Raw genomic sequence first — 22,267 nt, 5'->3', positions numbered from 1 at the left:
TCGATCAATTCCACAAATCCTTGATGCCTCTCTTGAACGATATATCTTACGACATATATTTTACGATATATTTCTGGATATGACTAACGATAAAGGAGCAGGCCATGAGAGGTTTCAGAGGTAGCGGCATGTTCGGCGAAGCGATGCGGATGGGAATGGGCCGCAAGTTTTCGGCCGGCGATCTTCAACTGGTGCTGCTGGCGCTGCTCGACGAGCGTCCGCGTCACGGCTACGAGTTGATCAAGACCCTGGAGGAGCGCTCGGGCGGTTTCTACGTTCCAAGTCCCGGCGTCATCTATCCGGCACTGACCTATCTGGAAGAGACCGAGCTGGCCGAAGTCGAGAACGAAGGCACCAAGAAGCTCTACAAGATCACCGAACGCGGCAGACAGAAGGTCGAGGAGAACCGCGCGATGATCCAGCACACGCTGAACAAGCTCGAACGCATCGGCGAGAAGATGGCTTTCGTCAACCGCATGTTCGATCCGGACCACCACGGCCGCCATCGCGACGCCGAGGACGAGGAAGAGTTGATGCGCGACAATGGCGACATCCGCGCCGCCCGTACGCTGCTGCGCGCCGCACTCAGGATGCGCTATCCATGGTCAAAGGCCGAAGCCGCCCGCATCGCCGGCATCCTGGAACGCGCCGCAACGGAAATTCTGCAAGGTGACAAGCCGGAGACGCGAGGGTGAGGTAGGCTCATCTCTGACCCCTCACCTGCAATTTCTAGCACTTAGCCTACGGCTAAATGCTAAATGTCGAAATTGCTTCCTCTCCCACTGTGGGAGAGGAACTCGCCGCACGCCCGGCGCCCTACCTCTCCCTTTTTGTTTTGGGAAGAGGGTACGAACTCTTGTCCTTGGCCGCCGGCCAAGGCTTAGATTTCGTTGGTGAGGGGTAACAATATGTCGCGAGAATTGCCGCTAGACCCCGCCATCCGGCAGCGTCAAAATCAGTGGCCCGTTCCGCGTCGCCACGACCGTATGCTCGAACTGCACGGTGGGCGCCTGCGGATCGGCGTAGAGCGTCCAGGCGTCGTCGCCGCCTTCGGCCCATGTCGCGCCGAGCGACAGGAAAGGCTCGACGGTAAAGACGAGGCCCTCGGTCATCATCCGCTTCTCGGAAGGATCGGGCCAAGTGGAAAGCTCGGCCGGCTCTTCGTGCAGCGAGCGGCCGACGCCGTGGCTTGCGAGATTGGCGACCAGCGTATAGCGGTTCTTCACTGCGAAGGCACCGACGGCCTTGCCGATCTTCGCCAGCGGCTCGCCGGCCTTCACCTGGTTGAGACCGACCCAGAGCGCCCGCTTGCCGTCGCGGCAGAGCCTCTCGATCTTCGGCTTGACCGGCGGCACGGTGAAAGAGGCGCCGGTATCGGCGAAGAAACCGTCCTTTTCGGCCGAGACATCGATGTTGATGAGATCGCCCGGGCGGATCACACGCGATCCCGGAATGCCGTGGGCGATTTCCTCGTTGACGCTGATGCAGGTCGCACCCGGAAACTGGTAGCAGAATTCCGGCGCTGAACGCGCGCCCGCATCTTCCAGCGCCCTGCGGCCGATCTGATCGAGCTCCAGCGTTGTCATGCCGGGCTCGACTGCTGCCGCCATCACCTGAATGGCGTTGGCGCAGATGCGGCCGATCTCCTTGAGCTTTACCAGTTCGTCGTCGTTTTCGATTACCATAATTTTTTCCGGCCTGCCGCAAGGCGCAGGCCATCGCGGGTTCAGGCCGTGGCTTTCGCCCCTTCGCCCGCGTCAGTCAATGCCTTTCTGACAAGCGGGGCCACTTTCGTACCGTAGAGCTCGATGCCCCGCATGACCTGCTCATGCGGCATGAGGCCGATCGCCATCTGCAGCAGGAAACGGTCGTTCCTGAATATCTTGTGATGTGCGACGATCTTTTCGGCCACCGCCTCCGGGTCTCCGACGAAGAGGGCGCCAGAAGGCCCGCGCGACATGTCGAAATGCGCCCGGCTCGTCGGTCCCCAGCCGCGCTCGCGGCCGATGCGGTTCATGACCTCCGCCTGCGGACCGTAGAATTGGTCGGCTGCCGCATCCGTCGTATCGGCGATGAAGCCATGGACGTTGATACTGGTCTTCAGCTTCGCCTGATCCTGTCCGGCCCGGCGCGCTGCCTCGCGGTAGAGATCGAAGAGTGGCGCAAAACGGCGCGGCTCACCGCCGATGATGGCAAGCGCCACCGGAAGGCCGAGCGCACCGGCGCGCGCCACGGATTGCGGCGTCCCGCCGACAGCGATCCAGAGCGGCAACGGATCCTGCAGCGGGCGCGGATAGACACCGCGGCCGTTGACCGGCGCCCGCAGCTCGCCCTGCCATGTGATGGTCTCGCCTTCGCGGAGGGCCATCAGCAGATCGAGCTTCTCTTCGAAAAGCTGGTCGTAATCTTCGAGGTTGTAGCCGAAGAGCGGAAAGGATTCGATGAACGAGCCACGCCCCGCCATGATCTCGGCCCGGCCGTTGGAAATCAGATCGAGCGTTGCAAACTGCTGGAACACACGAACTGGATCATCTGAGGAAAGCACCGTCACCGCGCTGGTCAGCCGGATATTCTTGGTCTTCACCGCCGCCGCAGCCAGCGCCACCGCAGGCGCGGAGACGGCATAATCGGGCCGGTGATGTTCGCCGAGCCCGAACACATCGAGCCCCACCTGGTCGGCAAGCTCGATCTCCTCGATGAGATGCTTGAGCCGCTCGGCTCCTTCGGCACCCTTGCTGCGCTCAGGGTTCGGATTGACGTCGGCGAAGGTATAAAGACCCAGTTCCATGCTCGGCATCCTGTTGAATGTGCCCATGGAGATAAGAAGACGGGCAGCGGAGGGCAACCGGAAATTCTGGAACGGACCGTTCGATGAAATTGATGGGTGACTTAGGGTAGCCGCTCCCAGGGATTGATGATCTCGACGCCCATCCCCTGGAAGTCGCGGGTATTGCGGGTCAAGAGCGTCAGATTGCGCACGATCGCCGTCGCACCGATAAACGCATCCCGCGTCGAGCGGGGATCGGGCACGTGCAATGCGGCACAGCGCAGCGCGATCCCCTGGTCGATGTCGATAATACGGCCTTGCATCTGCGTCCTTGCTTGGACGAACCAATTCCGCAAGATCGAAGCTTGATGCGCATCGCGCCGCTCCAGCCTCAATATCCCGTTCTCAATCTCGAAAAGCGTCACGACCGAAACATAGAGACGCTCGGAAGAAACCGTCGAAAACCATTCGGCAAAGACAGAATCTGCCTTGTCGGTGAGCAGCTTGCGGAATTCCGACAGGACGTTCGTGTCGATGAGATACATCAGGAGAAATCGACGGGCTTCAGCCCAAAATCGTCAATTCTCGGCGGCTCGAACTCGATCTCATCCGCGCCAGGAGAATAAAAAAGCTCGGCAATGCTCGGACCTTTTCCGGCAAGTTTGGTATATTCCTCGATCGTCAACAGAACATGCGAAGGCTTGCCGCGATCGGTGATGAAGACCGGCCCTTTTGCGGCCGCCTTCTTCGCGCCGCTGCTATCCTGGTTGAATTCCCTGCTTGTCATGACGGTCATGGCAATCACCTATATGTAGAAACGTTACTACATATATAAGGAACTGCCAATCCGAATCCAAAATCAAAGGATTGCGGGCGCCGGCGGAATCAAGATGAAACCGCTTCAGCACCCGCATGAACTGCCAAAACTATCAGATGCGGGTCAGAAGCTCGGCAAGCTGATCGGCAGCTTTGCCCCAGCCTTCGTGGAAGCCCATCTTTTCATGTTCTTCCTTGTCTTCGGCCCCGCCAGTGCAGCGCTTTGGCGGTGTACTTGGTCCGGCCGTTGCCGAGGTCTTCGAGAAGCACCACCGCGGTCATAAAAGGTTTTTCGGATGGAACCCAGGCACTGATATAGGCGTCCGTCAGGACGATCTTCGCGTTTTCGACGACTTCCAGATAGACGCCGTGGTTTGGAAATTCCTGACCTTCCGGACTGCGCATCACGACAAGACTCGAACCGCCCGGGCGGACGTCGCTCTCGACCTTGGACACCGTCCAGGGGCGCGGGACGAACCATTCCTTCATGAGTTCCGGATCGGTCCACGCCCTGAAGATCTTTTCGCGCGGGGCATCGAATTCGCGCACGAGAACGAGTTCGTGTTTTGCATCAGCAATCATTTCAGCATTCCTCCTGTTGAGCAAAACCTGTTTTCCATCAGGTTGTTACAAGGACGTGTCGCCATTTGTCGTTCCGACATCGTCAGCGATTTTTTCTTGAAATTTATTTCGCAGCCGGGTGTGCAGGCTCACTCTGCAGCTTGTCGATCTGCAGGCGGATATGAGCCGCTTCGGCAGCGGAATTCGCAAGCGCGATCGCACGGTCGAAGGCTTCGCGCGCCTCCCTCGCTCGGCCCATCTGCTTCAGCAGTCCGCCGCGCAGGCCATGATAGTAGAAATAGCCGTCGAGCTTTTCACCGAGCGTGTCGACGAGCTTCAACGCTTCTTCCGGTCCTTTGAGTTTCGATACCGCAACCGCCCGGTTGAGCGTGACCACCGGCGACGGCTGCAGGCGCTCGAGCACGCCGTAAAGCAGATCGATCTCTTCCCAGTCCGTGTCCATGGCGCGCTTCGCCCGCGAATGGAGGGCCGCGATCGCCGCCTGCAGCTGATAGGGTCCGGGCCGGCGGTGACGGATCGCCTTGTCGAGCAGGTTCAGCGCCTCGTTGATCAGCGCATGGTTCCAACGCGAGCGGTCTTGATCCTCCAGCAGCACCAACTCGCCATTGGCATCGAAGCGCGCATCACGTCGGGATATCTGCAGCAGCATCAGCGCCAGCAGTCCCATGATCTCCGGCTCGCTCGGAAAGATGCGAAGCAGGAGACGGCCGAGCCGGATCGCCTCGTCGCTGAAGGCGGCGGCCTCGCGTTTCGGATCGCCCTGCGAATAACCCTCGTTGAAGATCAGGTAGATCATCGTTGAGACGATCGCGAGACGGTCCGCCCGCTCCTCGGGCCCTGGCGTCTCGAACGGCACGCCGGCTTTCGCGACCCGTGCCTTGGCGCGGGTAATCCGCTGCTCCATGGCGCTTTCGCCGACGAGAAAGGCGCGCGCGATCTGCTGCACGGAGAGCCCGGAAACGATCCGCAATGCGAGCGCGATCTGCTGTGTCGCCGGAAGGTCCGGATGGCAGCAGATGAAGAGCAGCCGCAGGATGTCGTCGCGATAGTTGGATTCGTCCAGCCGGTCGGCGATATCGCTTTCGGCATCCTCTTTGTCGGAAATCAGATCTTCGTCCGGCAGTGCCTGGGTCTTCGCCTGCTTGCGCACCGCATCGATGCCGCTGTTGCGGCCGACGAAGATCAGCCAGGCGGTCGGATCGCGCGGCGGCCCCTTGTCCGGCCAGGTGCGGATCGCGCGCAGGCATGCTTCCTGAAACGCTTCCTCCGCAATATCGAGATCGCGGAAGTAGCGCAGCAGCGCGCCCAGCGCCTTTGGCCGGGCAGCAGTCAGCGCAACATCGATCCAGGCAATATCCGTCATGTCGAGGCTTCTCCGGGTCGGAAGACGTAGAACGGCCGAATTTCATAGGATGTCGAGCCTGGATTGACCGCCGACAGCTCCTTCGAAAAGGCGACCGCTTCGTCCAGGGCTTCAAAATCGACCACGTAGAAGCCGAGCAGCGCTTCCTTGGTTTCGGCAAACGGGCCGTCGAGCACGAGCGGTTCTTCCTTGCCCTTGCGCACGGTGGTTGCCGCAGTCGTCGGCATCAGCCGCCCGACGGGACCAAGTTTTCCGGCCTGGGCGACGGGAGCCTGTACGGCATGAAGCTTCGCCATGACGGCGTCTTCCTCCTCCTTGGACCAGGAGAAAACCGTCTCTTCATTGGCATAGCAAAGGATTGCGTAAAGCATCTCTCACTCCTCTTCCTCAATGACGAAGAAGTAACCCGGCAACCGACAGGACGCAGCAAAAAATTATCGTTCGGAGGATCGGCAAGCCACGGCAATGCGAGGACGCCAAGGAGCTGGCAGCACCGGCTATGCTCAAGTGGCGCTCAACCGCTTCGCCATCTGATCCAGCGCGCGCTTGAACAAGGCCTTGTCATCCAGCGCGCGCGACAGCACAAGAGCCCCCTGGATGCCGAGCACGGCGTCCTCGGCCACCGCCCTCGCCTGGCCGGCCGGGCGGCCGCTGCGGACGAGTGCATCGGCGAGCGCATCGATCCACCGCTGGAAATAGCTGTTGATGACGGCCGCAAATCGCTCGCGGGTCTCGTCCAGCGCAAAGGCGCCGACTAGGCAGATCCGGCCGCCGGAGCGGAAATAGACATCGACATTCTTCCACATCGCGGCGATCGCTTGCGCAGGATCGTCGCGACGAAGCGGCTCGTAGACGAATTGCTCGAACCAGGTGTCGACATCGGCGAGTACGACTGCCGCCATCTCTTCCTTTCCGCCGGGAAAGAAGTGATAGAGGCTTCCCTTGCCGATGCCGGTCCGCTCGGTGATCCGGCTGAGCGTCGCGCCCTCGAAGCCCAGTTCGCGGAAGATTTCGGCAAGCAGCGGTACGACATCGGTGCGTTCGTAGAGCGTTTTCAGATCTGACGCCCTCCTTTCAAAGGCCGAGGTCGGATAGGCCGGGATGATCATCCGGCCGCCGGCCGAGTGGCCAGTGGAATTTACGGTCCGATTCCTTGATCGGCAGATCGTTGATGCAGGCGAAACGCCGCTGCATCAAGCCCGCCGCATCGAATTCCCAGTTCTCGTTGCCATAGGAGCGGACCCAGTTGCCGCTGTCGTCATGCCATTCATAGGCAAAGCGCACGGCGATGCGGTTCCCGCCGAAGGTCCAGAGTTCCTTGATCAGCCGATAATCCAGCTCCTTTGCCCATTTGCGCGTCAGGAACGCGACGATCTCCGCGCGGCCGTTGATGAATTCCGCCCGGTTCCGCCAGCTGCTGTCCGGCGTATAGACGAGCGATACTCTTTGCGGATCACGGCTATTCCAGCCATCCTCCGCCATGCGGACTTTCTGCGTTGCGGTTTCTAGTGTGAAAGGCGGGACAAGTGCACTCATGATGATCTCCTGTACCAATATGATCACATTGTACCTATCGGTACAGAATTGACAAGCGGCCTTGCTGCGGCATTCCGCCCCGATGAAGAGATTGGCTGCGCGCCCTCGCTTTTGACGAAATTCGCCTATTTATTGCCGTTGCGTTGCACAATTCGGGGAGCGGCCATGCAGCAAAAAAACCGCATCGCTTGGCTCGACATCGCCAAGGGTATGTCGATCATCCTCGTGGTCATCTACCACACGCTCCTCTACCACGACTTCCACGAGATCGCCCCGGACCTCTATGCCCGCCTCAGCGGCATCATGACGCCGATCCGGATGCCGCTGTTTTTCACCGTCTCCGGCTTTCTTGCGGCATCGGCCGTACAGGCGTCCTGGCGCGACTTTTTGCGCCGGAAAATCTGGCTGCTCGTCTATCTCTTCGCGATCTGGAGCACCGCGCGCTGGCTGTTCTTCCGCTATGTCCAGACCAACGCCCTGGTACCGGGCGAAGGCAGCGATCCCTACCAGCTGATCGAGATGTGGTGGGCGCCTAACACCGGCATCTGGTTCATCTGGGCACTGGCGATCTTCATGGTTGCCACAAAGCTCCTCTCCTCCGCCCATCATGCGGCGGCGATCGCGATCGCCGCAGTGGTCTCGATCCTCGCCTTCGGCGAGCATCTGCAGGTCGACCTCTTCACCCATCGCAATGTGCTGCAGTATTTTGTCTTCTTCCTCTTCGGCTGCTGGTACGGAAAATCCGTGGTCGGCACGATCACGGAGCGCCCACTTCTCACGGCATTCGGCGGCTTCCTGCTCTTTGCGGCACTCTATCTGTTGCGCTGGCGGCTGCAGGCCGTCGAAAAAGGCAGCTGGGCGCTGCTCTCTTCCATCGCTGGTCTGGCATGGTTCTGCGGAACCGCCGTGCTGATGTCCCGGCTGCAGCCAGTCCTGCATGCTTTCGCCTATTTTGGTCGCAATACGCTTCCGGTCTATGTGACCCACGTCATGATCGTTTCGCTGCTGGTGGCAGCGATCGCGGCGCTGGTGAAGGCACATGCGGCAAGCGGCTATGTGACCGCACCGCTTGTCGTGGTCGTGGCGATCGGCCTGTCGCTCGCCATCAAGGCGGTCGCCCATCGCAGCGGCGCCGGCTGGCTCTACGCTCCGCCGGCAGGGCGGAAGCGGCAAGTAATTGCAACTTGAAGCGGCCAAGGCGGCGATAGCCGCGCGAAAGCAATACTAAAAGCCGCTCAGCGTCCGCTTCACCGCATTGCGCCACCCCTTGATCTTCGCGGCCCGCGTCTTCTCATCCATGTCCGGCTCGAAGCGCCGGTCGCGTTTCCATTTAGCCGAGAAGGTCTTGCGGTCGGGCCACACGCCTGCCCTGCTCCCGGCAAGCCAGGCAGCACCAAGAGCGGTGGTTTCGAGAATGGCCGGGCGGTCGACGGGAGCTTCGAGCAGGTCGGCCAGCCGCTGCATCGTCCAGTCGGAGGCGACCATGCCGCCGTCGACGCGAAGCACCGTGTCGTCCTTGCCGTTCCTCCAGTCCTTTTGCATGGCATCGAGCAGGTCGCGGGTCTGGTAGCAGACGGCTTCGAGAGCCGCGCGGGCGAATTCGGCTGGACCGCTGTTGCGGGTGAGGCCGAAGATCGCGCCGCGCGCCTTCGGATCCCAGTGCGGCGCGCCAAGGCCGGTGAAGGCGGGGACGAGATAGACCTCTTGTGTCGGGTCGGCCCGTTCCGCAAGCTCGCCGGTCTTCGAAGCGCGGTCGATGATCCCGAGGCCGTCGCGCAGCCACTGCACGGCAGCCCCCGCAATGAAGATCGAGCCTTCAAGCGCATAGGTCGTCTCGCCGTTCAGGCGGTAAGCGATTGTGGTGAGCAGCCGGTTGTTAGAGCGCACCATGTCGGCGCCGGTATTCAAGAGCGCGAAGCAGCCTGTGCCGTAGGTCGATTTCATCATGCCGGGCTCGAAGCAAGCCTGGCCGATGGTCGCGGCCTGCTGGTCGCCGGCAACGCCGAAGATCGGGATCGCGGCGCCGAAGATCGCGGCATCGGCAATACCGAAATCGTCAGCGCAGTCCTTCACCTCCGGCAGCATGGCGGCCGGCACGCGCAGGATATCGAGCAGGTCTTCGTCCCAGTTGTTCTCGGCAATATTGTACATCAGCGTGCGCGATGCATTGGTGGCATCGGTGACGAAGCTATTGCCGCCGGTCAGCCGCCAGATCAGGAAGGTGTCGATCGTGCCGAAGCAGAGATCGCCCTTGACAGCGCGCGCCCGTGCCCCTTTTACGTTGGCTAGCAACCAGGAAAGCTTGGTGCCGGAGAAATAGGGATCGAGGATCAGCCCTGTCTTCTTGGTGAACGTCTTTTCGAGGCCCTGGCGCTTGAGATTGTCGCAGTAGTTCGCCGTGCGGCGGTCCTGCCAGACGATAGCGTTGTGGATCGGCTTGCCGGTCTCGCGCTCCCAGACGACGACCGTCTCGCGCTGGTTAGTGATGCCGAGTGCTGCGATATCCTTGGCTTCGATTTTCGCCTCGCGCAGCGCCATGTGGATGGTGGAAACCACCGAATCCCAGATTTCCTCCGGATCGTGCTCAACCCAGCCTGAACGCGGATAGAATTGCGTGAACTCCTTCTGCCCCGCGCCGGCGATCCTCATCTCGCCATCGAAAATGATCGCCCGCGTCGATGTCGTGCCCTGATCGATCGCCAAAACATATCCGCTCACGCCTGTCCCTCCCATGCGCAGTGCTTTGTTGCAGAAATCAATAGGGCACCAAAGCGAACCTGAAAAGAAAATAAAACGAAAAAGAAACAGCTCTCATCCGGCCTTCGGTCGTTGTCGCCGGCCTACAAATCGTCTCTCCCGCGCGATTGCCAGAAGCGCCGCTTTGGGCATAACCTTCGCGATATTGCGTCGCGAAAACAAGCCAAAGGGAGATGAGCATGAAGAGAACCGTTGTTGTCACTGGATCCACCAGCGGCATTGGGCTTGCGATCGCCACCGCCTTTGCCGGCAAGGGCGACAATGTCGTCATCAACGGCTTCGGAAATTCGGATGAGATCAAGGCGATAGTGGAGCGGCTTGAATCACTTTCCAAAGGAAGCGCGCTCTACCATCCGGCAGATATGACGAAGCCAGCGGAGATAGCCGACCTGATCGGCACGGTGGCAAAGACCTTCGGTACCGTCGACGTGCTAGTCAACAATGCCGGCATCCAGCATGTCGAGAAGATCGAGGATTTCCCGATCGAGAAGTGGGACCAGATCATCGCCATCAACCTGTCGAGCTCGTTTCATACGATGCGTGCCGCCATCCCGCTGATGAAGGCGAAGAAACATGGCCGCATCATCAATATCGCCTCGGCGCACGGCCTCGTTGCCTCGCCGTTCAAGTCCGCCTATGTGGCCGCAAAACATGGTATATTAGGTCTGACGAAGACAGCCGCACTCGAACTTGCCGAATTCGGCGTGACCGTGAACGCCATCTGCCCCGGCTATGTGCTGACGCCGCTCGTCGAAAAGCAGATACCGGATACGGCCAAGGCCCGCGGCATGACCGAAGAGCAGGTAAAGACCGAGGTCATCCTCAAGGCCCAGCCGACGCACGAATTCGTCAAGGCCGAGGAGATCGGCGCCATGGCGCTCTACCTCGCCAGCGACGACGCCCGGCAGGTGACCGGCACCCACATCTCGATTGACGGAGGCTGGACCGCGGCATAACCATTTCAAAAACAAGAATAAGGAACATCATGAAAGACAGCATCCGCTTCATCCTCAACGGCGAGGACATCGCGCTTACCGATGTCCACCCGACCGAGACGCTTCTTGATTTTCTGCGATTGAGGCGCCGGCTGACCGGCACGAAGGAAGGATGCGCCGAGGGCGATTGCGGCGCTTGCACGGTGCTCGTCGGCCGCCTGCTCGACGGCAAGCTCTTCTACGAGACGGTCAATGCCTGCATCCGCTTCTTGGGATCGCTGAACGGCACGCATGTCGTCACCGTCGAGCACCTGGCCGCCAGGAACGGTACGCTGCATCCGGTGCAGCAGGCGATGGTGGACTATCACGGCTCGCAATGCGGCTTCTGCACCACGGGCTTCGTGATGTCCCTCTACGGCCTGTGGCTTACAAACGAGAAGCCTGGACGGCCCGAGATCGAAAAGGCGTTACAGGGCAATCTCTGTCGCTGCACAGGTTACGAGCCGATCGTCAAGGCGGCCGAAGCCGTCAGCCGCGCGCGCCCGAGCACGCTCTTCGACCCGCTCGAAAAGACTCGCTCCGAGATCGTCTCAAGGCTCTGGGCGATGCAGACGCGCGAGACGATCACGATCGCATCCGGCGAGGAGCGGTTAATCGTTCCTGGTTCGGTCGAGGCGCTGGCGCGCATTCTGGCCGAGGAGCCGGACGCGACCGTCGTCGCCGGCTCGACCGATGTCGGGCTCTGGGTGACGAAGCAGATGCGCGCCCTGAACCCTGCCGTCTTCATCAACCACCTGAACGAGTTGCAGACGATCAAGGTGACCGATGGCGGCGTCACGATCGGCGCGGGCGTCACCTATACCAAGGCTTTCGAAGCCCTCGCCCCGAAAGTGCCGACGCTCGGCAATCTCATCAACCGCATCGGCGGCGAGCAGGTGCGCAACATGGGCACGATCGGCGGCAACATCGCCAACGGCTCGCCGATCGGCGACAGCCCGCCGCCTTTGATCGCGCTCGGCGCGACGCTGAAGATGCGCTCGGCAGCGGGCACGCGCATGCTGCGGCTGGAGGACTATTTCGTCGAATACGGCAAGCAGGACCGCAAGCCCGGCGAATTCGTCGAAAGCGTCTTCATGCCCTACCCGGCCGAAGGCAGCCATTTCGCGGTCTACAAGATCACCAAGCGCCGCGACGAGGACATCACCGCCGTGCTCGGCGCCTTCTATCTGACGCTCGACGAGGCCGGCGACGTCAACGACGTGCGCATCGCGTTCGGCGGCATGGCCGCAACGCCAAAGCGCGCCCGCACCGTCGAATCCGATCTCATCGGCAAGCCGTGGAACGAGGAAACCGTCGACAAGGCACGTGGCGCCTTCGATGCCGATTTCCAGCCCCTCACCGACTGGCGCGCCACCGCCGAATACCGGCAGTTGACGGCAAAGAACCTGCTCAAGCGCTTCTACCTGGAAACGGTTGGCACGCCGGTGGAATTGAAGCGGTTCGAGGGAGTGGCGTGATGGTGATCAGCATTGGTGCAAGCCCACCCCCTCATCCGGCTGCCGCCACCTTTCCCCGGCTGGGGAGAAGGGGATGCCGCGCCGTCTCGGTTTCCCCTTCTCCCCTCGGGGAGAAGGTGCCCGTAGGGCGGATGGCAGTGCAGGCAGAAAAAACTCGCAAGCCCACCCTCTCCTCCTCATTCCTGTGCTTGTCACAGGAATCCAGTGCGCCCAAGTCCTTGGGCGCGAGAGACTCCCTTCAGGCGAATGATTCATTCACGGCGCAGACGCGCCGTGGCTGGATTCGTGTGACAAGCATAGGAATGAGGGAGGAGGCAAAGGTAGCGGCTCCCATATTCACCCGGGAGGTGCGCCATGGATAAATCCACCTTCGACACCACCAAAGTCATCATCAGCGGCCCCATGCACGCGTCGCTGAAACATGATTCAGCGCATAAGCATGTGACCGGAACTGCCGATTATATCGATGACATTCCCGAACCCGCCGGCCTGCTGCACGGCGCGCTCGGCACCTCCGACCGCGCCCATGCCGAGATTCTCAGCATGGATCTTTCGGAAGTCCGCAGACACCCTGGCGTCGTTTGGGTCTTCACCGGCAAGGACGTGCCGGGCGCCAACGACGTCAGTTCCAACGGCAGCCATGACGAGCCGCTTCTTGCCGACGCCAACGTCGAATTCCACGGTCAGCCGATCTTTGCCGTGATCGCCGAAACCCGCGACGCCGCGCGCCATGCCGCGCAGAAGGCGAAGATCGAGTATCGCGACCTGCCGCATTGGAGCGATATCGAGGGTGCGCTCGAAAACGGCAGCCCGCTCGTCGTCACTCCGATGACATTGCAGCGCGGCGACGCCAAGGCCGAGATGGACAACGCCCAGCATCGCCTCAAGGGCCAGATGCGCATCGGTGGTCAGGAGCATTTCTACCTCGAAGGCCACATCGCCATGGCGATCCCCGGCGAGGATGACGATGTGACCGTCTGGGCCTCGACTCAACACCCGAGCGAGATCCAGCATATCGTCGGTCACGTGCTGAACATTCCGTCGAATGCCGTGACGGTGAACGTGCGCCGCATGGGTGGCGGTTTCGGCGGCAAGGAAACGCAAGGCAACCAGTTTGCAGCGCTTGCCGCCATCGCCGCCAAGAAGCTGAAGCGCGCCGTCAAGTTCCGTCCTGACCGCGACGAGGACATGAGCTCCACCGGCAAGCGCCACGACTTCCTGGTGGATTACGAGCTGGGTTTTGACGACGAAGGCCGCATCCACGCCGTCGACGCGACCTATGCGGCGCGCTGCGGCTTTTCTTCCGACCTCTCCGGCCCGGTGACGGACCGTGCCCTCTTCCACGCCGATTCCAGCTATTTCTACCCGCATGTGCATCTGACCTCGATGCCGCTGAAGACGCATACCGTCTCCAATACCGCCTTCCGCGGCTTCGGCGGGCCGCAAGGCATGCTGGGGGCCGAGCGCTTCATCGAAGAGATCGCTTACGCGGTCGCCAAGGATCCGCTCGAAATCCGCAAGCTGAACTTCTACGGACAGCCGGGTTCCGGCCGCACGACGACGCCATACCATCAGGAAGTTGAAGACAACATCGTCCTGCGCATCGTCGAGGAACTGGAGGAAAGCGCCGATTACCAGGCACGCCGCAATGCCATCATCGGCTTCAACCGCGACAGCCGCTACATCCGCAAGGGCATCGCGCTGACGCCGGTGAAATTCGGCATCTCCTTCACCATGACCGCCTTCAACCAGGCGGGGGCGCTGGTGCATATCTATCAGGACGGTTCGATCCACCTGAACCACGGCGGCACCGAGATGGGCCAAGGCCTCTACACCAAGGTCGCGCAGGTGCTGGCCGACAGCTTCCAGGTCGATATCGACCGCGTGAAGATCACCGCGACGACCACCGGCAAGGTGCCGAACACGTCCGCGACCGCCGCCTCGTCCGGCTCCGACCTGAACGGCATGGCCGCCCATGACGCCGCCCGGCAGATCAAGGAGCGGCTCGTTGCCTTCGCCGCAGACAAATGGAACGTCGACGCGTCGGACATCATCTTCCTGCCGAACCGGGTGCGCGTTGGCGAGGCGGAAATCCCCTTCCCCAATTTCATAAAGCAGGCCTATTTCGCCCGCGTGCAGCTTTCGGCAGCAGGCTTTTACAAGACGCCGAAGATCCATTGGGATCGGGCCGCCGGCCGCGGCACGCCTTTCTATTACTTCGCCTATGGTGCCGCCTGCAGCGAAGTCTCGATCGATACGCTGACCGGCGAATATCTGATCGACCGCACCGACATCCTTCACGATGTCGGCCGCTCGCTGAACCCCGCGATCGATATCGGCCAGGTGGAAGGCGGCTTCGTGCAGGGCATGGGGTGGCTGACGACGGAAGAACTCTGGTGGGACGACAAGGGCCGGCTGCGCACACATGCGCCCTCGACCTACAAGATCCCACTCGCCTCCGACCGTCCGAAGATATTCAACGTTCGCCTCGCCGAGTGGTCGGAAAACGCCGAGCCCACCATCGGCCGCTCCAAGGCCGTCGGCGAACCACCCCTCATGCTGGCGATCTCCGTGCTCGAAGCGCTCTCCATGGCGGTCGCCAGCGTCGCCGACTACAAGGTCTGCCCACGGCTCGACGCCCCGGCAACGCCGGAGCAGGTACTGATGGCGGTGGAGCGGATGAAGCGGGTGTAAGAGTGGCTTGCTCACTAACGTCTCAAGTCAAGGGGAATGAGCGGGGAAGCTGGTGCAAGTTGTACCCCCCTCTGTCCTGCGGGACATCTCCCGCACAGGGGGGGAGGTCGTCTAGAGACGTCGGCTCCCTGCGACCAGCAGGCTGTGATAATTCGCATATTGTTTGGCGGCAAGCGCGCGTCATATCAATCTCCCCTCTTGTGGGGGAGATGTCCCGCAGGACAGAGGGGGGTGCTTTCGCGCCATGACTTCCTCTTTCCTCTCGTTCGCGTCCGCCCACCCAGCCATCATCCTCATCGACGTCCTCGAAACCCAGGGTTCGACCCCACGCGAAGCCGGCGCCTTCATGCTCGTCTCCGAAAACGCCGCTTGGGGCACGATCGGCGGTGGGCAGTTGGAGTTCATGGCGATCCGCAACGCGCGCGAACTGCTTGCGGGCGGCGGCAGCGAGGTCATGGATATTCCGCTGGGACCGGAGATCGGGCAGTGCTGCGGCGGGCGTACGCAATTGCGGTTCCGGCGGGTGACGGATGAACTGATGGCGGAACTGCGAGCACGGCAGGCCGAAGAAACGGAGCGCCGGCCGGAAGTCTATCTTTTCGGTGCAGGCCATGTCGGGCACGCGCTCGCTGCGGCACTTGCGCCGCTGCCGCTCTCCGTGATGGTGGTCGAGACGCGCAAGGAAGAGCTTGCGAACCTGCCGGCGGAAACGAAGACGCGGCTTATGCCGATGCCGGAAGCGCTGGTGAAGGAGATGCCCGGCGGTTCCGCCGTCGTCATCCTCACGCACGACCATTCGCTGGACTTCCTGATCGCGCGCGAGGCGCTGGAGAGAACCGATCTTGCCTATACCGGCATGATCGGCTCGGCCACGAAACGCGCGACCTTCGCAAACTGGCTTATGCGCGAAGGAGGCGAGCGAAGCTTGCTCGACCGCCTCACGCTGCCGATCGGCGGTTCGGCGGTCAGGGACAAGCGGCCGGAAGTGATCGCCGCCATGACCGCCGCCGAAATCTTGACGGCGCTTTCCGCCTATCGCCAGAGATCGGCCTCGTAGCGCGGATCGCGTCCATCCAGGAAGCCGAGATCGCGCTTCACGCGGTCCGGTGTGCCCTCGAGATCGAGCCGCGACGGGTGGAATATCTTGCCATAAGCCCACGCCGCGATGCCTGAAACAAGCGCTGAAAGCGAGAGATTGACGGGTTTCGCGCTTTCCTCGATAGCATGGCAATCCATGACATCACCTTTGTTCAACTGATGCTATGGCTTGCAGAGTGCCGCTAAAAATGCTGCAATTCCAATCGAACAATCGTCTGAATGCATAAAGAGAACTTATCCATGAAGCTGTCGAAACAGTTCCCGCTGAATGCGCTGCGCGTCTTTGAGGCTGTGGCGCGGCTCGGTAGCTTCACCAAGGCGGGCGAAGAGCTCGGCATGACGCAGACTGCCGTCAGCTATCAAGTGAAGCTGCTGGAAGAGAATATCGGCGAACCGCTGTTCCTGCGCCGCCCGCGCATGATTAGCCTTACCGATGCCGGTGAACGGCTGGCGCCAAGGGTCACCGAAGGTTTCGCGATGCTGGCCGAGGCGATGGAATCGCTTCGACAAGCATCCGAGGAGACTCTGACGATCCATTCGACAGCGACTTTTGCCCAACAGTGGCTGTCACGCCATCTTGGCTCGTTTCAGCTAAAACATCCTAACATTGCCGTCAGGCTGAAGACATCTGCAACACTCATAGATTTCAACAGGGAGGCGGCCGATCTGGCTGTCCGCTGGGGCGACGGCAATTGGCCGGGCCTCTGTTGCCATCGCATCATGCGCCTCGATTTTTCGCCGATGTTAAGTCCGCGGCTTGCTGCCAAGGTCGGCGGCGTTCATACGCCCGCCGATCTCCTCAAACTATCGATCATCAGCGCCGGGGACCATTGGTGGCGGATTTGGTTTGCCGCAGCAGGGATCGATAATCCGGGACTGGAGAAATTCCCCAGAAACGAACTCGGCACGCAAATCATGGACGCGAGTGTAGCCGCGGCGGGGCAAGGCGTCGCCATTCTGAATCCGGGGCATTTCGAAGAGGATATCGCCGCAGGCAGGCTCTATCAACCTTTCGAACTATCCTGCAACGACGGCCGCGATTACTGGCTGGCCTATCCCGGGAACCGCCGGAATGTGCCGAAGATCAGGGCCTTCCGGAACTGGATCATCGACGAGATGGGCGCGTACGATCTCTAAGGGGCGCTCAATAACCCATTTCCGGCGCGTAGAAGCAGCGCGGCGTATCCTCGTTCGGGAACAGGCAGAGATGGTACTCACCATCGCCGGATTGCATCGCCTTCGTCATCGGCAGCATGAAGACATGAGCCCGCGTCACCAGCCGGTGGTCTCCGGGCAGCAGCGTCACGCGATATCCCCGGGGCGTCACTTTGACGCTCTTCGAAGGGATCATCTGGCAATCGCCTGTATGGTTGTCGCCATTGCAACAGAAAGGTTCGTAAGACCAACCCGCTGGCGCGTCGTGAGCACTCACACTCGACGCGAACGCAATCATCACACTTGCCAGAATGCTGCGCATGGGCATCTTCTCCGTCGATGAATGCGCCGCCCCAATGCGGTTTCCACCTCACCCCGGCGGCTACAATTGTAATTGTAACCGACTCGTGACATTTCAAGGATCACTAAATTTTGCGGCGCAACATATTCAAATGAGACGTGCCATCCTAATAGTTTCTGCAACTTTTAATGACATAAAGGATCGGGAAAAGTGCGGCGACGCAGACTGAATTGGAGACCTTTCGGGCGGAAACACGTCGCGGCAATTCCTATGCTCCTGGCATCAGCCTTGATCGCGGCCGCGACGTATTACTATTCAGATCCTGTCGATTTTCAGAGACTTAAACCCGGTGAGCCACAGCCTGCACATCTGCTCATCGCAGAGCAGTTTGACCGCGTTTGTGTTCTTGGACCTTATGAAGACAGACTTCACGAAATGGTGACTGGTGGCGATCGCGCTAACGAGCATCTCGCCAATATCGGATATCGCGGCGACGAAGGCAGTTGGGCAATCATCCTTATTCAAGAGTCGAAGATCGGCGTTCTCCGCTTTAGCCGCTCTGCTAAGCTCGACTTTTTGGCGGCCCATGCCGCGATCCAGCTAGCTCTTCCAAGCAAATTGCCAGGAAATTTCACAGCAATGAATTGCGCGGACAGCAAATCCGCGGCGTTCACGATAGTCGAGGGAAACGATCGCCGGTACGTGGTCCTCGGCAAGATAGCCGACTGAGGCTCTACCCCTTCCCTCCCGCGGCAACTTTCTGCAATGTGGCGAGTCGGAGGAAGATAGGGGAACTGAATGTATGAATATGCCATAGCGTGGGAATGGCTGGCTTTCGCGGCGCGCTGGTTTCACGTCATCACCGCGATCGCCTGGATCGGCTCGTCGTTTTATTTCATCGCCCTCGACCTCGGCCTGGTGAAGCGGCCGCATCTTCCGCCGGGCGCCTATGGCGAGGAATGGCAGGTGCATGGCGGAGGGTTCTATCACATCCAGAAATACCTGGTGGCCCCGGCGCAGATGCCCGAGCACCTGACCTGGTTCAAGTACGAAAGCTACTTCACCTGGCTCTCCGGCTTCCTGATGCTCTGCATCGTCTATTACGGCGGTGCCGACCTCTTCCTCATCGACCGCCATGTGCTCGACATCAGCGCGCCGGTGGCGATCCTGATGTCACTTGCTTCGCTCGCCGTCGGCTGGGTCGTCTACGACCTGCTCTGCAAGTCGCCGCTTGGCAAGAACACCTGGGGACTGATGGCCGTGCTCTATGCGGTGATCGTCTTCATGGCCTGGGGCTACACACAGCTTTTCACCGGCCGCGCCGCTTTCCTGCATCTCGGCGCCTTCACCGCGACGATCATGTCGGCCAACGTCTTCATGGTTATCATCCCCAACCAGAAGATCGTCGTCGCCGACCTCATCGCGGGGCGCACGCCCGATCCGAAATACGGGCAGATCGCCAAGCAGCGCTCGCTGCACAACAACTACCTCACGCTGCCCGTCATCTTCTTCATGCTGTCGAACCACTATCCACTGGCCTTCGGCACCGCCTACAACTGGGTGATCGCCGCTCTCGTCTTCCTGATGGGCGTCACCATCCGCCACTGGTTCAACACGACGCACGCGCGCAAGGGACGGCCGACCTGGACATGGATCGCAACGGTCATCCTCTTCATCCTTATCATGTGGCTTTCGACCGTGCCGAAGGCGCTGACGGGCGAACGCGATACGACTGCCGCTGTTGCGCCGGCGTTCCAGCAATTCGCCGGCGATCCGCACTTCCCTGCCGTCAAGGAGCTGATCTCGACGCGCTGTTCGATGTGCCATGCTGCCGAACCCGTCTACGAGGGCCTTGCCCGCCCGCCGAACGGCGTCATCTTCGAAAATGACGCGGAAATCGCCGCCCATGCGCGCGAAATCTATATACAGGCAGGCCGCAGCCATGCCATGCCGCCCGGCAATGTGACGGATATCACGCCGGACGAGCGCAAGCTGCTCGTCGCCTGGTTCGAAAGCGCAGTCGAAGGCAAACAGCAATGACGACAAAACTCCTGCGCGGGCGCCTGCTCTCGTTCAAGCGCGCTCCGCTCAGTCTCATCGATACGGAGAGCTATAGCTACGAGACCGACGGCGGCCTGGTGATCGAGGCCGGCAAGATCACCGCGATCGGCGCCTACGCCGGCATCAGGAAGAAGGCTCCGGCGGATGCGGTCGAAATCGACCACCGCCCGCACCTGATCATGCCGGGCTTTATCGACACGCACCTGCATTTTCCGCAGATGCAGGTGATCGCCTCCTACGCGGCCGACCTGCTCGAATGGCTGAACACCTATACCTTCCCGGAGGAATGCCGCTTCGTCGAAAGCGCGCATGCGCAGAAGATCGCGACGCATTTCTACGACGAACTGATCCGTCACGGCACGACGACGGCCGCCGCCTATTGCTCCGTCCACAAGACCTCCGCCGATGCCTATTTCGCGGAGGCCATACGCCGGAACATGTGCATGGTCGGTGGCAAGGTGATGATGGACCGCAATGCGCCTCAGGGCCTGCTCGACACGCCTCAGATGGGCTATGACGAAACGCGGCAGGTGATTGCCGACTGGCACGGCAAAGGCCGAAACCACGTCGCCATCACGCCGCGCTTCGCGATCACCTCAACGCCGCAGCAGATGGAGGCGGCCCAGGCGCTCGCCCAGGAATTTCCGGACCTGCACATCCAGACGCACCTCTCGGAAAATCACGAGGAGATCAGGTTCACTTGCGAGCTCTATCCGGACGCGATCGACTACACCGATATCTACGCCGGCTACGGTCTGCTTGGGCCGAAGAGCCTCTTCGGCCACTGCATCCACCTCTCCGATCGCGAGGCCGGCGCCATGAATGAGGCGGGCGCCGTCGCCGTTCACTGCCCGACGTCCAACCTCTTCCTCGGCTCCGGCCTCTTCCCGCTGAAGGCACTCGCGCGTCGCGAAAAACCCGTCAGGATCGGCGTCGCCACCGATATCGGCGGCGGCTCCAGCTATTCGTTGCTGCGCACGATGGACGAAGCCTACAAGATCCAACAGCTCCTCGGCGAGCGCCTCAACCCGCTCGAAAGCTATTACTACATGACGCTCGGCAATGCCGAAGCACTCTCGCTTGCAGACAGCATCGGCACGCTGGATGAAGGCACGGACGCCGATCTCGTCGTCCTGAACGCAGCGGCAACGCCTGCCATGGCGCTGAAGATGGACGTCGTGAAGACTCTTCCGGAAGAGCTCTTCCTGCTCCAGACGATGGGCGATGACCGGGCGATCGTGGAGACCTATGTGGCGGGCGAGGCAGCGAAGAGCAACCTCACCATTGAACCCAAAATGGGAGCATCATAGAACTTCCATGAGAGTGATCGCCCGGCGAACATTGACGCAATTTGTCGAAAGTCCGCAGGGTCAGAAAGGTCAAGCGGCCTTGATTACAACAAGATCGATGCTGCAGTGGTGGATTATGAGTGAACTAAGACCCATCCGGAGTAATGAAGACTACGAGAATGCGCTCACTCTTTTAAAGCAACTCTGGGATGCGCCGGATGGTTCGCCCGAAGCAGACAAACTGGACATTCTCGCGACGCTGATCGATGGCTACGAGGCGTCACACTATCCAATCGATCTGCCCGACCCAATCGACGCCATTCTGTTCCGCATGGAACACCAGGGCTTGAGCCGCAAGGACCTTGAGCCAATCCTCGGCAGTCGGGGACGCATAGCGGAAATTCTCAATCGCAGGCGATCCCTCTCGAAATGATACGCCGGCTGCATGAGCATCTCGGGATTCCGACCGACATTTTGATCCAGCCGATCCGTACCAACGCGGCATAGGATATTAATAAGGCCAGTTCCTTTTCAAAGTCTCCATCACCGCGCGGATGATCGGAACATTTCTGATATCCGAGTGAACGACCAGCCAGACTTCACGCGTCAGCGGCTTCGTCTCCCGAATGACCTCCACAAGGTCATCCGCGCCGGCAAGGAGAAAATTCGGCAGGAGAGCGACGCCGCCGCCGGCTTTCGCGGCGGAAAGCTGGAATTCGAGCGTCGTGGCCCTGATGGAAAGTTTTCGCCCATTCGCCACATCGAGCAGGCGCATCGACTGCGGCGAGCTCGACATCGTTTCGTCATAGGCGATGAAGCTCCAGGCCTCCTCAGGCACGGAAGCCAGATAGGCCGGGGAGGCATAGAATCCAAAAGCCACGTCGCCAAGCTTGGTAACGGTAAAGTCGCCCTGCTCCGGCTTCGTCATTCGGACCGCAATATCCGCCTCCCGCCGGTCGAGCGAGGCGTAGCGCGTCTCGCCGACAATGGTGATGCCGATGTCCGGATAGTTGCGCCGCAGTTCGACAAGCGGCCCGGCAAGCAGGGCGGCCGCAAGCGTCGGCGGCGCGCTTACCCTGACGTCGCCCGCAAGGCCGCCGCCGGCAGCAAGACTCACGCGTTCGATTGCCCGCGCCTCCTCGCCCATGCGCTCGGCCATCACTGCGACCCGCTCCCCATCTGCCGTCAGCGACACGCGCCGTCCGCGCCGATCTATGAGTTTCACACTCATCTGCGCTTCCAGACGGGCGACGCGGCGGGCGACCGTCGCGTGCTCCACGCCGAGTAAGCGGGCCGCGCCGAGCAACGTTCCGGTCTGCGCCAGGGCTGCGAAGTAGCGGAGATTTTCCCAATCGAACATTGATCATTTTTTCCCATCGATTGGCAAACAATAGGG

23 protein-coding genes and 2 pseudogenes are annotated in these 22,267 nt (G+C 60.9%); 12 read left to right on the top strand and 13 right to left on the bottom strand.

Going from position 1 to position 22,267, the window contains the following annotated elements:
* The first annotated feature begins 104 nt into the window (after positions 1–104).
* Positions 105–695, top strand: a complete 591-nt coding sequence (locus tag ACZ9BX_RS01755; protein ID WP_476215313.1) for a PadR family transcriptional regulator — start codon at positions 105–107, stop codon at positions 693–695.
* 231 nt (positions 696–926) lie between these two features.
* Here the strand turns inward: ACZ9BX_RS01755 and map are convergent, their stop codons facing one another.
* From map to ACZ9BX_RS01710, 9 genes and pseudogenes are all read right to left on the bottom strand, one after another.
* The gene (map, locus tag ACZ9BX_RS01750; protein WP_476215312.1) at positions 927–1,685 is read right to left on the bottom strand and encodes a type I methionyl aminopeptidase; all 759 of its coding nucleotides are present in this window, start codon (positions 1,683–1,685) and stop codon (positions 927–929) included.
* Between the two features lie 41 nt (positions 1,686–1,726).
* A complete protein-coding gene (locus ACZ9BX_RS01745; RefSeq protein WP_476215310.1) occupies positions 1,727–2,788 on the bottom strand; it encodes an LLM class flavin-dependent oxidoreductase in 1,062 nt (353 codons plus the stop codon).
* A gap of 101 nt (positions 2,789–2,889) precedes the next feature.
* Positions 2,890–3,312: a PIN domain-containing protein gene (locus ACZ9BX_RS01740; protein ID WP_476215309.1), complete on the bottom strand. Its 423-nt coding sequence runs from the start codon at positions 3,310–3,312 to the stop codon at positions 2,890–2,892.
* Positions 3,312–3,569 carry a type II toxin-antitoxin system prevent-host-death family antitoxin gene (locus ACZ9BX_RS01735; RefSeq protein WP_132561901.1) on the bottom strand — a complete coding sequence of 86 codons (258 nt, stop codon included), beginning with the start codon at positions 3,567–3,569 and terminating at the stop codon, positions 3,312–3,314. The genes ACZ9BX_RS01740 and ACZ9BX_RS01735 overlap by 1 nt, the downstream gene beginning before the upstream one ends.
* A 127-nt stretch (positions 3,570–3,696) precedes the next feature.
* Positions 3,697–4,165 (bottom strand): annotated as a pseudogene (locus ACZ9BX_RS01730) (SRPBCC family protein).
* Positions 4,166–4,268: 103 nt separating this feature from the next.
* Complete coding sequence (locus ACZ9BX_RS01725; RefSeq protein WP_476215307.1) at positions 4,269–5,528, bottom strand: RNA polymerase sigma factor; 1,260 nt, start codon at positions 5,526–5,528, stop codon at positions 4,269–4,271.
* The gene (locus ACZ9BX_RS01720) at positions 5,525–5,899 is read right to left on the bottom strand and encodes a YciI family protein (protein ID WP_476215305.1); all 375 of its coding nucleotides are present in this window, start codon (positions 5,897–5,899) and stop codon (positions 5,525–5,527) included. The genes ACZ9BX_RS01725 and ACZ9BX_RS01720 overlap by 4 nt, the downstream gene beginning before the upstream one ends.
* Positions 5,900–6,031: 132 nt before the next feature.
* On the bottom strand, positions 6,032–6,586 hold the full coding sequence (locus ACZ9BX_RS01715; protein WP_476219876.1) for a TetR/AcrR family transcriptional regulator: 555 nt from the start codon (positions 6,584–6,586) through the stop codon (positions 6,032–6,034).
* A gap of 16 nt (positions 6,587–6,602) precedes the next feature.
* Complete coding sequence (locus tag ACZ9BX_RS01710) at positions 6,603–7,064, bottom strand: nuclear transport factor 2 family protein (protein WP_476215303.1); 462 nt, start codon at positions 7,062–7,064, stop codon at positions 6,603–6,605.
* Positions 7,065–7,229: 165 nt separating this feature from the next.
* Between ACZ9BX_RS01710 and ACZ9BX_RS01705 the strand changes: the two genes are divergently transcribed.
* Complete coding sequence (locus tag ACZ9BX_RS01705; RefSeq protein ID WP_476215301.1) at positions 7,230–8,252, top strand: acyltransferase family protein; 1,023 nt, start codon at positions 7,230–7,232, stop codon at positions 8,250–8,252.
* A 36-nt stretch (positions 8,253–8,288) separates the two neighbouring features.
* Here the strand turns inward: ACZ9BX_RS01705 and glpK are convergent, their stop codons facing one another.
* The gene (glpK, locus tag ACZ9BX_RS01700; protein WP_476215300.1) at positions 8,289–9,782 is read right to left on the bottom strand and encodes a glycerol kinase GlpK; all 1,494 of its coding nucleotides are present in this window, start codon (positions 9,780–9,782) and stop codon (positions 8,289–8,291) included.
* 218 nt (positions 9,783–10,000) lie between these two features.
* Between glpK and ACZ9BX_RS01695 the strand changes: the two genes are divergently transcribed.
* The 5 genes and pseudogenes from ACZ9BX_RS01695 (at position 10,001) to xdhC (ending at position 16,024) form a co-directional block, all read left to right on the top strand.
* Positions 10,001–10,777, top strand: coding sequence for a 3-hydroxybutyrate dehydrogenase (locus ACZ9BX_RS01695; RefSeq protein ID WP_476215298.1), 777 nt, complete (start codon positions 10,001–10,003; stop codon positions 10,775–10,777).
* Between the two features lie 29 nt (positions 10,778–10,806).
* A complete protein-coding gene (xdhA, locus tag ACZ9BX_RS01690; protein WP_476215296.1) occupies positions 10,807–12,273 on the top strand; it encodes a xanthine dehydrogenase small subunit in 1,467 nt (488 codons plus the stop codon).
* A gap of 46 nt (positions 12,274–12,319) precedes the next feature.
* Positions 12,320–12,415 (top strand): annotated as a pseudogene (locus ACZ9BX_RS01685) (endonuclease domain-containing protein); the annotation flags it as partial.
* Positions 12,416–12,627: 212 nt separating this feature from the next.
* On the top strand, positions 12,628–14,967 hold the full coding sequence (gene xdhB, locus ACZ9BX_RS01680; protein WP_476215294.1) for a xanthine dehydrogenase molybdopterin binding subunit: 2,340 nt from the start codon (positions 12,628–12,630) through the stop codon (positions 14,965–14,967).
* Between the two features lie 244 nt (positions 14,968–15,211).
* Positions 15,212–16,024 (top strand): xanthine dehydrogenase accessory protein XdhC, encoded by an 813-nt coding sequence (xdhC, locus tag ACZ9BX_RS01675; protein ID WP_476215292.1) that lies wholly within the window; start codon positions 15,212–15,214, stop codon positions 16,022–16,024.
* Here xdhC and ACZ9BX_RS01670 read toward each other — a convergent pair.
* The gene (locus ACZ9BX_RS01670) at positions 16,000–16,203 is read right to left on the bottom strand and encodes a hypothetical protein (RefSeq protein WP_476215291.1); all 204 of its coding nucleotides are present in this window, start codon (positions 16,201–16,203) and stop codon (positions 16,000–16,002) included. The two genes, xdhC and ACZ9BX_RS01670, sit on opposite strands and share 25 nt — an antisense overlap.
* Before the next feature lie 102 nt (positions 16,204–16,305).
* Between ACZ9BX_RS01670 and ACZ9BX_RS01665 the strand changes: the two genes are divergently transcribed.
* On the top strand, positions 16,306–17,202 hold the full coding sequence (locus tag ACZ9BX_RS01665; protein WP_476215289.1) for a LysR substrate-binding domain-containing protein: 897 nt from the start codon (positions 16,306–16,308) through the stop codon (positions 17,200–17,202).
* Between the two features lie 7 nt (positions 17,203–17,209).
* On the opposite strand, the gene ACZ9BX_RS01660 is transcribed toward ACZ9BX_RS01665, so the two are convergent.
* Positions 17,210–17,542, bottom strand: coding sequence for a hypothetical protein (locus ACZ9BX_RS01660; protein WP_027508266.1), 333 nt, complete (start codon positions 17,540–17,542; stop codon positions 17,210–17,212).
* Positions 17,543–17,791: 249 nt separating this feature from the next.
* On the opposite strand from ACZ9BX_RS01660, the gene ACZ9BX_RS01655 reads away from it, so the two are divergent.
* The 4 genes from ACZ9BX_RS01655 (at position 17,792) to ACZ9BX_RS01640 (ending at position 21,304) form a co-directional block, all read left to right on the top strand.
* Positions 17,792–18,250: a hypothetical protein gene (locus ACZ9BX_RS01655; protein ID WP_476215286.1), complete on the top strand. Its 459-nt coding sequence runs from the start codon at positions 17,792–17,794 to the stop codon at positions 18,248–18,250.
* A 69-nt stretch (positions 18,251–18,319) separates the two neighbouring features.
* The gene (locus ACZ9BX_RS01650) at positions 18,320–19,561 is read left to right on the top strand and encodes a urate hydroxylase PuuD (protein ID WP_476215284.1); all 1,242 of its coding nucleotides are present in this window, start codon (positions 18,320–18,322) and stop codon (positions 19,559–19,561) included.
* Positions 19,558–20,892: a guanine deaminase gene (gene guaD / locus ACZ9BX_RS01645; protein WP_476215282.1), complete on the top strand. Its 1,335-nt coding sequence runs from the start codon at positions 19,558–19,560 to the stop codon at positions 20,890–20,892. The genes ACZ9BX_RS01650 and guaD overlap by 4 nt, the downstream gene beginning before the upstream one ends.
* A 7-nt stretch (positions 20,893–20,899) precedes the next feature.
* Positions 20,900–21,304 carry a helix-turn-helix domain-containing protein gene (locus ACZ9BX_RS01640; protein WP_476215280.1) on the top strand — a complete coding sequence of 135 codons (405 nt, stop codon included), beginning with the start codon at positions 20,900–20,902 and terminating at the stop codon, positions 21,302–21,304.
* A 78-nt stretch (positions 21,305–21,382) separates the two neighbouring features.
* On the opposite strand, the gene ACZ9BX_RS01635 is transcribed toward ACZ9BX_RS01640, so the two are convergent.
* Positions 21,383–22,231 (bottom strand): LysR family transcriptional regulator, encoded by an 849-nt coding sequence (locus ACZ9BX_RS01635; RefSeq protein WP_476215278.1) that lies wholly within the window; start codon positions 22,229–22,231, stop codon positions 21,383–21,385.
* Between the last annotated feature and the right edge of the window lie 36 nt (positions 22,232–22,267).

The sequence above is a fragment of the Rhizobium sp. USDA 3886 genome, from assembly GCF_056279785.1.
Note: the sequence above shows the minus strand (reverse complement) of the source record. Positions and strands in the feature narration are given on the sequence as shown.